Origin of the sequence: Caballeronia sp. RCC_10 (genome assembly GCF_041360715.1) — a bacterium.
Taxonomy (GTDB): domain Bacteria; phylum Pseudomonadota; class Gammaproteobacteria; order Burkholderiales; family Burkholderiaceae; genus Caballeronia; species Caballeronia grimmiae.
In genome coordinates this window covers 1-13,585 of sequence record NZ_JBFUPT010000061.1, presented here as the reverse complement: position 1 = coordinate 13,585, position 13,585 = coordinate 1, and the positions used below count along the sequence as shown (strand labels likewise).

General features: G+C 58.2%; 9 protein-coding genes and 3 pseudogenes. 7 read left to right on the top strand and 5 right to left on the bottom strand.

The genetic code is table 11. The features are described from left to right. Positions 1-76: 76 nt before the first annotated feature. Positions 77-661 (bottom strand): annotated as a pseudogene (gene istA, locus AB6804_RS30715) (IS21 family transposase); the annotation flags it as partial. 89 nt (positions 662-750) lie between these two features. On the opposite strand from istA, the pseudogene AB6804_RS30710 reads away from it, so the two are divergent. The 4 genes and pseudogenes from AB6804_RS30710 to AB6804_RS30695 all read left to right on the top strand — a co-directional run. Next, positions 751-975, top strand: a pseudogene (locus AB6804_RS30710) (integrase core domain-containing protein); the annotation flags it as partial. After that, positions 908-1,132 carry a hypothetical protein gene (locus AB6804_RS30705; RefSeq protein ID WP_244798079.1) on the top strand — a complete coding sequence of 75 codons (225 nt, stop codon included), beginning with the start codon at positions 908-910 and terminating at the stop codon, positions 1,130-1,132. The pseudogene AB6804_RS30710 and the gene AB6804_RS30705, both read left to right, overlap by 68 nt. Positions 1,133-1,732: 600 nt before the next feature. Then, positions 1,733-1,948 (top strand): H-NS family nucleoid-associated regulatory protein, encoded by a 216-nt coding sequence (locus AB6804_RS30700; RefSeq protein ID WP_280519462.1) that lies wholly within the window; start codon positions 1,733-1,735, stop codon positions 1,946-1,948. 273 nt (positions 1,949-2,221) lie between these two features. Next, positions 2,222-2,872: pseudogene (locus tag AB6804_RS30695) on the top strand (IS110 family transposase); the annotation flags it as partial. 1,336 nt (positions 2,873-4,208) lie between these two features. Here AB6804_RS30695 and AB6804_RS30690 read toward each other — a convergent pair. Continuing rightward, entirely contained in the window at positions 4,209-5,228 is a 1,020-nt protein-coding gene (locus tag AB6804_RS30690) for a chemotaxis protein CheB (RefSeq protein ID WP_370889659.1), read from the bottom strand. Positions 5,229-5,431: 203 nt separating this feature from the next. Here AB6804_RS30690 and AB6804_RS30685 point away from each other — a divergent pair, with 203 nt between their 5' ends. The 3 genes from AB6804_RS30685 to AB6804_RS30675 all read left to right on the top strand — a co-directional run bounded on the left by AB6804_RS30685 (position 5,432) and on the right by AB6804_RS30675 (position 11,071). Continuing rightward, on the top strand, positions 5,432-9,574 hold the full coding sequence (locus AB6804_RS30685) for a CheR family methyltransferase (RefSeq protein WP_244798057.1): 4,143 nt from the start codon (positions 5,432-5,434) through the stop codon (positions 9,572-9,574). Between the two features lie 954 nt (positions 9,575-10,528). Beyond that, the gene (locus AB6804_RS30680; protein WP_244798058.1) at positions 10,529-10,792 is read left to right on the top strand and encodes a hypothetical protein; all 264 of its coding nucleotides are present in this window, start codon (positions 10,529-10,531) and stop codon (positions 10,790-10,792) included. A 75-nt stretch (positions 10,793-10,867) separates the two neighbouring features. Then, entirely contained in the window at positions 10,868-11,071 is a 204-nt protein-coding gene (locus AB6804_RS30675; protein WP_244798059.1) for a cold-shock protein, read from the top strand. Between the two features lie 932 nt (positions 11,072-12,003). On the opposite strand, the gene AB6804_RS30670 is transcribed toward AB6804_RS30675, so the two are convergent. From AB6804_RS30670 to AB6804_RS30660, 3 genes are read right to left on the bottom strand one after another with little or no spacing between them, the layout of a single operon-like run. Next, complete coding sequence (locus AB6804_RS30670; RefSeq protein WP_244798060.1) at positions 12,004-12,189, bottom strand: hypothetical protein; 186 nt, start codon at positions 12,187-12,189, stop codon at positions 12,004-12,006. A gap of 8 nt (positions 12,190-12,197) precedes the next feature. Further along, complete coding sequence (locus AB6804_RS30665; protein ID WP_342346310.1) at positions 12,198-12,284, bottom strand: hypothetical protein; 87 nt, start codon at positions 12,282-12,284, stop codon at positions 12,198-12,200. Beyond that, positions 12,247-12,720, bottom strand: coding sequence for a replication initiation protein (locus AB6804_RS30660; protein ID WP_244798061.1), 474 nt, complete (start codon positions 12,718-12,720; stop codon positions 12,247-12,249). Before AB6804_RS30660 ends, AB6804_RS30665 begins: the two co-directional genes overlap by 38 nt. Between the last annotated feature and the right edge of the window lie 865 nt (positions 12,721-13,585).

The window sequence follows — 13,585 nt, the reverse complement described above, 5'->3', positions numbered from 1 at the left end:
CTATGAGCAACTCGCTGGAGTGCCGATGGCTGCTTAACTCCAGCAAAACGGTCTCCGAGGTTCCCGGTGCGCTTCAGGCATCACGCTGAACCACGATGGTCTTGGCGTTGTCGTACAGGATCTCGCGCGGCACACCGCCCAACGCATCGAACAACGCGTGGTGACACGCGACCAGGGTCTCGGCCCTCTCATTCGTGGTGAAACGCGCCCAACGCCAGCGGCTGAACCCGAGCGTCGCCGTGAAGGCGTAGAGAGGCTGCGCGCCTCGGCGGAACACAACGAAGTCGCATTGCATCTGGCGCCCCGGATCGGTCTCGAACCGCACGACAGGGTCGGGCTTCGCCACCGTCTTGTGAAGCTTCATCAGCGCCTGAAGACTGCGCAACTGCCCGTCGTAGCCCAGCGCACGTAACTCTCGAAGCAGGGCAGGCGCTGCGATCGTCTCAGGCGCGGCGGCTCGCATGCGCTCAACGACATACGTCTCGAACGCATCAAGCTTGGTAGCCCGGGGGGCTCGCTGCTTATAGCGCGGCACCTCTTCTGCCGACAAATACCGCGTCACCGTGTTGCGTGAAATGCCCAGGCGACGCGCGATCTCGCGTTCGGATACGCCCTGAGCTTTGAGCACATGGATTTGCATCCACTGTTCCTTCTGGAGCATCGCCGGCCTCTGCGCGCAAAAGACCGACTGTACTGAAAGGTGGCTCAGCTTTACTTCGCGCGGAGTGGCTCATTATTACTTTGCGCCCAACACCGCAGAGCAATGGCACGGCCGAATCGTTCGTGAAGACCGTGAAGCACAACTACGTCGCGTATATGGACAAGCCCGACGCACCAACAGCGCTCTCGCGTCTGGCCATCGCGTTTGAGCACTACAATGAGCGCCAACCGAACCGAACGGAAGAACATGAACGACATCCCATTCAACAGTCTGGACGCATCGGCGAAGGCGGTTATCAACGGCGACCTGTCTGACTATCAGACGCTTGGCAAGGCAGGCCGCCTTTACGTTGCAATCGCGGCTAACCGAGCGGACCTTTTAGCAGATGAAGGTTGCTCAATTGTCGATGCTTTCAGTGAGCTGGGAACTGTGTGGGCTCAAGCGGTCGTTGACCGCTGGCGAAGCAGATAACGCGAAAATGGGGAAGGGAGTAACACTCGTGCGTGAGCATTTATGAGGCTCGTCACACCGCTCGATCGGCAAGACCTTATCGGCATCCCCGTCTGCGCTGGAGGGAAAGTTCTACATAGGCGCGCCGTACGAGTTCGAGGACCTGCTTAAGGAGCCTGCGGAGTATGGCGACGAAGATATCGAGTGGCGGAAGATAGAGATATTGCAGGCTGGTAGCGTGCATATACCTGGACGGTGCGAAGCTTTTCGGATTCGATCGGTTGTGCAACCAAAACAATGCACAGGATGGAAGCCGACGAGCAGCTGCCGAAAGAAAGACAAGCTCCGCTTAGCCGGTAGTTGATCTGGCCAACGAACCTGCAAGCTAGGCCGGCGGATCCCGTGGGAATGAGACTTCGCCCAATACGAACCATGTCGCGCACCCGGATATAAAACCAGGCGCGTCAGCGCTCCGACCGGCCGGACGCCGGAAGCAAACTGAGGCATATCGATGGCAAGAGGAAAAGACGCGGCGCTGGTGAAGCTGCAAGCAACGATCGAGGCGGAACACGCGAAATACAAGTCCGCCGTTTTGGCGGCGGTCGAAAGTACGCTGGCTGAATGCGGACTAACGCTCGCGGACCTTTTGGACGCGAACGACACGAGCAATCGCGCGTCGGGCGAACGCCGCAAAAAGCGCAAGGCACCGTTCAAGGGCGTACAACCGCGAAGTATCGCGACCCCAAGACTGGCGCGACGTGGAGCGGAATGGGCCGTGCGCCGGGCTGGATCGCAAATGCTCGCAACCGTGATCGCTTCATGATCGAGCAGCAGTAACAGAAGCCGCGCGAGATTCGCGGTCCATAACGAACAAAGGCTTGAGCTGTCGAGATTCGCTTAACTTTGAACATTGTTCGCTTAACCTTGAACTCTGGGCGGATCGAGCCTGTGGCGCCACAATCCGGATGAGAGACGCGCGACAAATGGAATGAACGCCCCCACCTACCGGATGCGAGAGGCTGAAGGAAGGGGACCCTCACGGGCCGACGGCATCAAAGTGCCCAAATGGAAGATCATTGAGATCTTCACAGGCGAACCGGAGGGTCCGAAATGAAGTATACGACGGTCGGGGTGGATATCGCGAAGAACGTCTTCCAACTGCATTGGGTCGATGCTAACTCAGGTGAGATCGTGAGCAAGCGACTGAAGCGTGCCGTATTCCTTGAGCATTTCGCGAATCGCGAGCCCTGTCTGATTGGCATGGAGGCTTGTGGAGGTGCCCAGCACTGGGCGCGACGATTAATCGAGATGGGCCATCAAGTCAAACTGATGCCGGCGAAGTTCGTCAAGGCTTTCGTGATGGGCAACAAGAATGACCCGGCGGATGCGCGTGCGATCTGGATGGCCACGCAGATGCCCGGCAAGGCCGTCGCAGTAAAGACAGAAGGGCAGCAGGCTGTACTGGCGCTGCACCGGTTGCGGCAACAGAAGATCAAGTTTCGAACGGCGCAGATGAACTGTCTGCGGGGGTTGCTGACCCAATACGGCGAGGTAATGGCCAAGAGCCGCGCCGCGCTCGACAAGGCGATTCCCGGCGTGCTCGCGAAGCTGGCCGAGCGTCTGCCGGCGATGCTGATTGAGTCGTTACGCGAACTCTGGAGCGACCTTGAGCGGCTTGACAAACAGATCGCTGACATTGAACGGCGTCTGCAGACGTGGATGAAAGACCCACGCCACCACATTCAGGTGATGCCGGGGTTGATTGACGCCGGCTAGCGTTGCCTGCGTTGGCGTGCCACCGACACAGGAGGATCAGCACGGCATCGACCTCACCGAATGAGCCGCTGTTCCTTTGAACTGAACGTCGAAAGCTACCGTCGCCGTACTGCCCTGCAGCGCAAGCAGCAGGGACCGGGACGCCCGGCCAGTAGAGCGACATCCCTTGCTGACATATGCGAAATCGTCCAGGATGACCAGGTCGAAGCGATCCAGCCGGTTGATGGCTGACTCCAGCGCGAGCTCGCGGCGCGCGACCTGCAACCGTTGCACAAGGTTTGCCAGTGTCAGCGGAGATCGTGCGGCTCATTTCGACGACCTCCGGTTGACCAAAGGGTGTCGGGCCTGCCGCTCCTTGCCCAGCAGCTCGTTTTCTGACCGTGCCTCGATTTCACCCATGGGCGACGCGAAGGCCTTCAGGTCCGGGCGCGAGTTTGCTGCCTAGCTCGGTCTCGTGCCCAAGCAGGTTGGCACCGGCGGAAGGTCGCAACGGTAGCTGTCGCTGTCAGCAAGCCAACGCCCGGAATCGCGGCGATTGCTTTGCATGCGTTATCGGTTTGGCGAGTCCCGGTCCGACCTGTCTTGTCATCACACTCGATTGCCAACGCAACCCACATCCGCGCCGAGTTTATGCGCTGCGCCACCTCGACAAGGCGGTAAACCGGTTGATTGTGGCCACGACGCCCACGGAGAAAGCCGAGGCGGGCTGGTGGGCGCGGCTATGGCGAGAGCGGCGGGCAAATCTTTCGACACGTTGCAATATAGGCGTCACGCTGGCAATGAGGGGCAGATAGTTGGCTAAGCAACGGGCACCTATCGACCGGTAGAACGAGGATGTTCGCCATTCCACATAACGCGAAGCGACGGGGCCAGCAGTGCGGCAGTGCAGCAAGGGCCTAAACATAATTAAGCCATCGAACGACCTCTGCTCGCACGATTGCCTGAGGTGCCGCCGGGGAGTTCGTTTTAGGGGCGGTTCACTAAGCCTGTCCGCCTTAACCTAGACGTGGACCCCGAGGTCCACAAGCAACTGAAGCTCCGCGCGATCTGATTAGCGGCAGATCGGCTAAATTGAATTTGTACGCGTAGCCCTTACTATGGGCCTCTCATTCGGTGCGGCCCGGATAGTAGGTTTGTCCACCTATCAGTCAGTAGAAGGGCGCTTGCCTAGGCAACCAAACAAGACGTTACTCGTGGTTGTTGGTGCAGAGCAGCAACGAGCGAATCGGAGATAAGGTGATCTTTATGTTGCGGGCAAGCGCCGCCAAGCACCTGGACCCTCGCGCCGAACCGACCGGCCGCAGGCGGATCGGCCGCGGCATTACTCAACGCTTTGATTGGGGAGTGTAGCGACCGACTCGATCGCTAAGCATCTGACCGTCTCAATCGCGATCTCCAACGGAGCTATTTCGGCACGAAACGCTGATACGTCGACGCTGTGTGTCGTCTCCGCCAGAGAAAGTTGCTCGTGCGCAAGAAGCAGCTTCTCCTCCAGGCGTCGAACCGCTGACCACAGCGCATTCTCGGCACCTGAGCGTTGCTCCGCCTCCAGCGACATCGCGGAAAAGGCGTGGCCTGTATGGCACCGATACCTGAGTGGATATCCCTCACCGATGCGCCAAATGACGCCGCCGCAGTCCGGGCAGGTCAAGCTCGTGCGATGTCCGAGTCGTTCCAGCTCGGCTGGCGATGAATGGCCGGTGGCGGCAATTTTGAGCTCAAGCGCGGCGCGCGCTCTCTCTTTCATGTCAACACCCTCCGACGAATGGTCTGTCAACGCTTTGACGATGGCCGGGCCTACGTCCTCGATCGGAGCGACCACGTCGGGTGGAACAGCTTTGAGAGCGGCTTTGGGCATGTCGGGAGCAACGCAGGTCGACGGATCTTGAATGATCGTATAGCCGCCGCAGGCATGGATGGCCTTCAATCCCGCTGCGCCGTCATCCAGTTTTCCGGTGAGCACAACGCCGATTGCGCGGTTCCCATAATTGACCGCTGCCGAACGAAAGAGCGGGTCAGCGGCCGGCCGCGTGAAGTTTTCCTTCGGCGCGCTCGACAGGACAATGCTGCCCTCAGCAAGAAGCATGTGCCGATCAGGCGGTGCAATATAAACCGTCCCCGCGGTGATGACCGCACCGTGGGAGCCATGGACGACCGGTAAGCAGCTCTCTGCGGCGAGCAGCTTGGGTAGCTGGCTTGGCCACGTGCCAATATGCATGACGATGAACATACTCGCCGGGAAATCGGCAGGCAGTGTGGAGACGATCGCTTGCAGCGCTTGCAGCCCACCCAGCGACGCCGCCACTACCACGACCTGCCCTCCGTTGCGTCTTTGATCCATGTGTTCCCCTCCGTCGAGCAGACCAGCAAACGACGAGCCATTTGCATCAGCATGAAAAAATGCGCCCCGTTAGACCCATGTCGTTAGACCCGGGTCTTCCGGTTCTTGCTGCGCGCCGGTCTTTAGAAGAAACCAGTGCTTACTTCTGCTGCTCCATATCAGATTAAACTGGTCGATACTTAAGTCTAGGTTGTCTTCGTCAGATGGAAAAATCAGATCATGCTGCGGGCAACCAGACGGCAGCGCTTCGCAAAACTTCCGCCCTCGACTTTCCGATCGTCGGAATCGGTGCGTCGGCCGGCGGTGTTCAAGCGCTAATCCGATTTTTTGAACACATGCCGCGGGACCCGGGCATGGCGTTCGTGGTTGTCCTCCATCTTTCGCCTTCGCACGAAAGCCAGGCCGACAACGTTCTGCGGCGCGTCACCCGCATGCCGGTCCTGCAGGTGACCGAGGCCACGCCGGTCGAGAAAAACCACGTCTATCTGATATCTCCGGCGACCGCGCTGTCGCTGACCGATGGTTACCTGTCCGTGACGCCAGCCGAGCGCGGCCGGGGCGGACCTGTCGCGATCGATCTGTTTTTTCGCAGCCTGGCCGAAGCACACGGCGAACGTGCGATTAGCGTCGTTCTGTCAGGCACGGGCAGCGACGGCGCAGTCGGCATCGGCCGTGTCAAGGAATGCGGTGGCATTACGCTGGCCCAATCGCCGGAGGATGCCGAGTACGGGGAGATGCCGGCCAACGCTTTGGCAACCGGGCAGGTCGACATCGTGCTGCCGGTTGTCGACATCCCGCAGAAGCTGATCGAACTGGCCGGGAACGCCCGTTCGATAAGTCTTCCGACCGCCGACGTCGACCCGAGCGGGACGGCGGCAGAAGGGGCTGAAGACGGCATGGATGCGGCAGAGCACGCGCTGCAACGCATCCTGAAGGCGTTGCGTGTCCGTACTGGCCATGACTTCCAGCACTACAAGCGCGCGACGGTATTGAGGCGGATCGAGCGCCGATTGCAGGTCAACGGCCTGCCGGACGTGCTTGCCTATCAGCGCTTCGTTGAAACCCATCCGGACGAAACAGGCGCGCTGCTTCGCGACATGCTGATCGGCGTGACGAACTTCTTCCGTGACCGTGAGGCATTTGAGGCGGTCGAGCGTGAAGTCGTGCCAGCCATCATCGGCAGCAAGGCGGAGGGTGAGTCCGTTCGCGCATGGGTGGCCGGGTGCTCCACGGGTGAAGAAGCTTACTCGCTCGCCATGCTGTTCAACGAGGGCAAGACAAAGAGCACCGAATTACCGAAGCTGCAGGTCTTTGCAACGGACCTCGATCAGCAGGCGATAGAAGCCGCACGGGCTGGCAGCTACCCGGAGTCAATTCTGACCGACGTTCCGCCTGCGCGCCTGCGGCGTTTCTTCACGCTGGAGCGCGGCCGATACGTGATCAACAAGGCGCTGCGGGAAAGTGTTCTGTTCGCGCCTCACAACGTGCTGCGCGATCCGCCGTTCTCGCATCTCAATCTGGTGTCGTGCCGCAATCTGCTGATCTATCTCGACCGTAGCGTGCAGCGTCAGGTGCTCGAAACGTTTCATTTTGCGCTCGAGCCGGGTGGTTTCCTGTTTCTGGGGACCTCGGAGTCGGTCGACATCGCGGACGATCTGTTCAGTACGGTCGATAAGAAACACCGCATTTATCGGGCAAGAATATTACCCACGAAGGTCCCGTCGATCTCGTCGCCGGCTGTGACCGGCAATCAGGCCCCCGCGCCGCGCCCGCTCGCGCCGGCACCGATGCGCGACCCCGCAGGCCTGACTTTCGCGACTCTTCATCAGCAGGCGATCGAACGGTACGCACCGCCTAGTGTGTTAGTGGACAGGAACGCGGAGATCCTGCACATGTCCGACGACGTCGGGCGATTCCTACGCTATGTCGGTGGTGAGCCCTCGCACAATCTGCTCACACTCATCAACCCTGATTTGGGGCTTGAATTGCGCGCCGCGCTCTTTCAGGCACTGCAAAACGGCAGGAGCGTCGATGCCGAGCGTGTGCGGTTCTCGCACGGCGCCACTCATTCCTACGTGAACATGACGGTTCGTCCGTTCAACGATGCTACGGACTCGGCGGTGTTCTGCACGGTTTTCTTCGATGAGGTTGAGGAAACGACTCGCCCCGACCAGGCAGAGCAGAGCAACCCGGATCAAAATCCGCTCGTCGCACATCTTGAGGGCGAATTGCATCGCACCAAGGAACTCCTGCGACTGAGCATTGAGCAATCTAATGCTTCAAATGAGGAACTTAAGGCTTCAAACGAAGAACTTCAGGCGATTAACGAAGAGATGCGCTCAGCGACCGAGGAACTCGAAACGAGCAAGGAAGAACTGCAGTCGGTCAACGAGGAGCTCATCACCGTCAACAGCGCGCTTCAGGCGAAGGTCGAAGAAACGGCGAAGGCCAACGACGACTTGCAAAACCTGATCGCGTCGACGTGCATCGCCACGATTTTCGTCGACAGCGAGATGCGCATCAAACGATACACCGCACCCGCTGTCGGATTATTCAACCTGATCGAAACGGACATTGGCCGTTCGCTGTTCGACCTGACGCATCGCCTCATCTATCCGGAGCTGGCCGCCGACGCGCGTGCTACTTTCCAAAGCCTGCAGATTACGCAACGCGAAGTTAGCACGACGAGCGGTGAATGGTATCTGATCCGGCTGCTGCCTTACCGAACCGGCGAGGACCATATTGACGGCGCTGTGATGACGCTGATTGACATCACGGAGCGACGCCTCGCGCAGCAGGAGGTTCGTCTGGGAGAGGAACGGCTCAAGCTTGCCGCAGTCGCCACCGACGACTACGCGATCATCGTCCAGGATCTGGACGGCAGGATCGTGAGCTGGAACAGGGGTGCACAGCGCGTGTTTGGTTATGACGAACCGGAGGTGCTGGGCAAGCTCGTCGATCTGATCTTCACGCCGGAGGACCGCGCGCGACATGTCCCACGTCGGGAACGCGAGACCGCAAAGGCGATTGGTCGTGCCGAAGACGAACGATGGCATCAACGTAAAGATGGCAGGAGAATTTACTGCAGCGGGGTGATGACCAAAGTCACCAGCGAAGGCTTCAGCGGATTGGCCAAGATCGCTCGTGACATGACCGATAAGAAGAGCGTGGAGAGTCAACAGCAGATGCAACTTGAGCTGGAGCGAGCGACGCGTGCGCAGGCCGAATCCATCAATCGCCAGAAGGATGAATTCTTCGCCGTACTGTCACACGAACTCAAGAATCCGCTGAATCTCATTCACGTGAAGGCCGAGCTGCTCAGTCGTGCTCCCGATGCACGGCATATTCCTCTGGTTTGGGACGCGGCCCAGGCCATTCAGCGCTCTGTCATCAGTCAAGCAAAGATTATCGACGATCTTCTCGATCTGTCCCGGGTACGCACGGGAAAGCTCGCCCTGAATTTCGCCGACGTGGACCTCGCCGCCGTCGTTCGCTCCGTAACGGAAGCGTGCGCTACCGATGCGGAAAATAGCGGCATCGCGCTGAGTACGTCCGGGACCGACACTGCACTTGTCGTTCAGGGTGACTCCGTGCGGGTCGAACAGATGCTATGGAATCTTCTTCGCAACGCGCTCAAATTCACACCTCGTGGGGGCAGTGTTAGGGTTGCTCTGTCCGAAGATAAACGCTTTGCCTGCATTGAAGTCAAAGACTCGGGCAAGGGCATTGCGCCGGAGTTCTTGCCCAAGGTCTTCGACATGTTCAGTCAGGCCGACGGGAGCGTCAAACGCGATAGCGGCGGACTCGGGATTGGCCTGTCGCTTACAAAGCAACTGGCGGAGATGCATGGCGGAAGGATTGAAGGGGAATCGGCCGGGGTCGGTCGGGGAGCTTGTTTCCGGTTATGGTTACCAAAGCATTCTCCTTTTGCCGTGCGCTCGAAGTCGCCGGGTGTTGCCGACGCCAGCATCCTTAAGGGACTCAGGGTTCTGCTGGTTGACGATTCGATCGAAGGCCTGGAGGCGTTTGGCGCGCTGCTCGAAATCGAAGGCGCCCAGGTCACCATTGAGTCCAGCGCGCAAAAAGCACTTGCCGTGGCCGAGGAACGTCAATTCGATCTGATTCTGTCGGACATCGCTATGCCTGGCATGAGCGGGTATGAACTGATCGAGGCACTGCGCAAGCGGCCGAATATGGCCAAAGCTCCTGCTATAGCGTTGACGGGGTTCGGACGTGATCAGGACGCTGCGCGGGCGTTGCGCGCCGGGTTCGATGCGCATCTCGGCAAACCGGTAACCTTGACTGCGTTACTGCAGGTTATCGGAGCGATCACGCAGCAGCCATAGCAAGTGGGCACGTCGGCAAAGTGGTGTTTGCAGTCGATCTCGCGGCCCGTTGAACTGGCGGGGCCCGCCGAATGACCCTTCTTTGCAGAAAAAGACACCCGGGGCCACCGGACGGGGAACGCCGCAACGGGTCGCCGCTCGCGACACGACAATTACCAGCTTGTCGGTATTCCGCGTCCGGTTTGGTCGCGCAACGTCGGTCGCCTTGCTTGCACCAAATACTCAAGTGCATAAATCAATTCTCACAGCGCATCGTCTGGAACACTAGACTGACGCGCGCTGTTTAATCGCGCTGTTATATTATTAATATAATTAAGACACGAAATATCAGTAATAATTTCGCTGTTTAAAACGATCGGTCGTTGAAAATTAAAAACTCATAGAAGATAATCTAGAAAGAAAGGGTAAACACCCAGACGTACCTATTGTGCACACCTTTTGTTTCGATAAAATGTCTCAAACGTTTAGATAAAGCCAGTGTTTGCAGTTCGACACGTTCCGCGTTAGCCGCCGCTAAGTGAGGATACGCATGACGGAAACGTTTATTGGATGCGCGGTGACCGGGGCCGCGATGCTGATTTCGATCCCGTTAATCTTCCAGCATTACGTCCGCGAACACCGACGCGAAATCTTCCTTCAACACCTGCGCGATAACGCCTTGTCATCACGAGCCGGCGCAGCCGAAGAACACTTCGATAAGCGGAGTTCACATGAACGCGAATGCATTAGCCCGGAGCGAGCTTCTCCATATCGAAGTGGTTTTGGCACGATTAGAAACGTTTCCTAGTAGAAACGCTTTCTTCGCCACCTCATTCATTATTGACCCTGAATACTGGAAAGGTCGCATCCTAGACGTTTGCGCCAAGAGGCTAGACGCAGATATCGGATTGCACGCGGACAAGTTACTTAAGCGTCTGTCGGCAATCACATGATTCGTTCGTTTTGGAGAAATAGATGGAAAACGGCGAGGTTACTTATAAGAGTTTCGTTCTCAGACCACTCGCAGCTTATGACGATGGCATGTATGTCGCCATGCTGATTCTTCGGAATGGCGACGGCATTCAAACGGCCAGCGGAGTATTAGGCAGTTTCGCCTGCGCGCTCGACGCACGGCGGTTTGCTTTGAAGCATGGGATGGACGAGATCGATCAGGGGGCGGTTCCGAAGACAGAATCGCAGCCGCGTCGGCAGTCGGCTTTTCGAACGTTGCAGGCATAGCCAGGATCGATGCGCCGGCCGGCTACCTCTCACAGTGTCTCACCCCAAAGTAGTCTTATCTCTTCAAGGATCATCATGGAAACCGGTACGGTCAAATGGTTCAACGATGCCAAAGGCTTCGGCTTCATCACACCCGACAATGGGGGCGATGACCTTTTTGCGCATTTTTCGGAGGTTCGTGCCGAGGGTTTCAAGTCGTTGGCTGAGAACCAAAAAGTAAGCTTCGAAACCAAGCGCGGTCCGAAAGGTCTGCAGGCGGCGAACATCAAGCCGCTGTAGTGCAAAACACTGCCTGCGTGAACCCGCTCAGAGAAGCACCCATCTTTTACGCCGGTCCCTTGTAGCCTGGGTTCGGCGGACCTCGAGTGCCAGTTGCTGCCTCGTGGGCGCGGCACGCGCGCACAACGGGGCGTTTGTGCCCAGTGAAAGTAACCGGGAACTTTGTGTTCACGAACCCGGCTATTGCCCCAATGAACCCTGAGCGCCTACAGTGTCCATATGGACACTCAGCCAACACCGCCCTTGGAAGTCATCAAGGAGCAAATAGCCCAACACGAAGCGCGGATCGCAACGCTTCAGATGTTGATTGAAAATAGGCCTCTATCCTTCGAGGACTTGCTAAGAGCCTCTGATGTGCTTGTGCTGCTGGGGCATGAGTTGGACCGATGGGAAGCTCTTCAGGAGCTTGTCCGGGGTCCTAGGCCGTAAGACGGTCCGCATCGTCGGGCCACCAACACGCGCCCACGCGCCGCAACGCGGTTGGTTGCCCCAATAGACTCGCGCAGCGTCTTCTATCCGGGTCGGATTAACGAAGGGCTTAACGGACTTCCTCGCTATCCGTGGAATGAGTATCAACCAGTTCACCACACTGGACGAGGCCGCGCACCATTCGGCCAAACTGAGGACAACCGGGGTTTATTTCGAGCGGAATTCCGGCCCGGAAAAGCCGGTTTTGCTGCGGTGCAGCATGTCCGTTTACCACTCGAAGCAACCGATTCCGCCGCGCATAGGCCAGTTGGAGCGCCGCTTCAAAGGTCTGCGATATCTGCCGGGGCTAGCTCAAGGTCGTACCTTTAACCGGGATAGGTGCGGATACGGCCTTTTTGCCGCTCAGAAAGGGCCAGGCTAGGGGCGGGGCATCGTACGTGGTTTAGCCGCCGTTTCAGGATAGCCACGTCCCCGAGGGCTACGCTACCGCGTGTCGTCATGCCTCAGTACACCTCTACGTGGTCGGGATATACGCCGCTTTCCCGCACGGCCTCCTCCACGTCCTCGGGACTGTCGTATCCGTCGAAAGAGCCAATGTCCTTCTCACCGACAAGGAGACAGCCCGCCCATCGGCCCGAGGGCGCGCGGTAGATGCGCAGCGTAATGGAATCGTGTTTGTCTTGTTCCAATTTTTCTCCTAGAGCAAGCGCCCTTGCGGGGCTCGTTCGAACGTGAAACGGATAGCCTTAACCTTGCGACCTGCCTTGATCGGCTCCCAACCGATTTTCCAGCCGTCCTTTTCCTCCAGTTCCTTTTTTAGCCGGTTCGATGATCTTTGTCCGCAGTTTCGCAAAGTCCGCGCGTTGCTTCTCCGTGGCGTCCATTGCGGTAGCGAAGTCCTCAATGTCGTATTCCGCCCAACCCGTAGACTGAAAGCGGGAGAGTAGCTCTAGCATTCGCCACGAGTACGCCGACCGCAGGGCCGTAGCCTGTTGGAGTTGGTACGTGGTGAAGTTCTTTTTGAGGCCGAACAGGGCGGAGAGTATCTCCGGCCACCACGCTAGCTCTACCCATCCCTCGCCCTCGTGATAGGTGCAGCGACCCACCCATCGCATATCAACCCGCAGAGGCTTAAGCGGCTGCCCGCCCCGCTTGTGGGTAAGGGCGTTGGACATGGTTATCCAGCGTTCCCCGGTTGACGGGTTCAATTCTTCTGTCAATCTATTCTCCCTTTTCCGGGTCATTCGCCCTTAACTAGACGGCGGGGAGCATACTGGACCGTTTCTCCCCTCAGTGCAACCATGGGAGAATGTGGATAACTCGGGCTTGCGAAGCAGAGCAACCCGGAAAAAGGGAGACAAACCCGGAAAAGGGAGACAAACCCGGAAAAGGGAGACAAACCCGGAAAAGGGAGACAAACCCGGAAAGGGAGAATAGCGTCCCGCAAAACTTACCGGGCAACGGTTCCAGCCCCCATAAACAATATAAAAACTATCTAAAAGAGGCGCCTGTAGGCAACGGACGGGCCGCAAGTCTGCCGAACCCGGGAAAGGGAGAATAGACGTAGCCAGAACCGAGAGACCGTGCGGACAAAAAGAAAGCCCGCGCACCGGAGAGAGGCGGGCCAAGCAGGGAATGAATCACCAACGCGTCCACGCCATGAGGACGCCATAAGTAGATTAGGCGGACGGAAGCGATAAACAAAGAAAATCCGCCGCGAGGGGAATCAACAGCGGGTTAAGTCCGCGTCCGAACGAGAGCACAAGGACGCAGGAGGGGATGCCATGTGTCAACAATCCTCATACCTGCCGAGTAGCTGCTCTAGCTGCTTTTTCGTAAGCTTCCAAGGCTTCTTCCAAGATTTGGACCAGCATCTTGTGGGCAGCGACAATTGTCGTGGCCGGTCGTTGACGCTTGTTTTGGCCGGTGGTGAGGAGTCGTAGGCGGCGTAGCCGCAGGAGACGACGAGCCACCGGCAGCGCCAGGTCGACGGGGCTTTAGGATGGGATGATCGAAGCTTGAAGAAGAAGCGGTCAGCTCATGTCTGGAACCCGCATTACCGACCAACAGGTTCATCTCTATATG

Bases quoted from the DNA above. Each gene is read 5' to 3' on its own strand.
- AB6804_RS30680 (WP_244798058.1), top strand. From the start codon at position 10,529: ATGGAAAACGGCGAGGTTACTTATAAGAGTTTCGTTCTCAGACCACTC.
- AB6804_RS30685 (WP_244798057.1), top strand. From the start codon at position 5,432: ATGGAAAAATCAGATCATGCTGCGGGCAACCAGACGGCAGCGCTTCGC.
- AB6804_RS30690 (WP_370889659.1), bottom strand. From the start codon at position 5,228: ATGGATCAAAGACGCAACGGAGGGCAGGTCGTGGTAGTGGCGGCGTCG.
- AB6804_RS30705 (WP_244798079.1), top strand. From the start codon at position 908: ATGAACGACATCCCATTCAACAGTCTGGACGCATCGGCGAAGGCGGTT.
- AB6804_RS30700 (WP_280519462.1), top strand. From the start codon at position 1,733: ATGCGGACTAACGCTCGCGGACCTTTTGGACGCGAACGACACGAGCAA.
- AB6804_RS30675 (WP_244798059.1), top strand. From the start codon at position 10,868: ATGGAAACCGGTACGGTCAAATGGTTCAACGATGCCAAAGGCTTCGGC.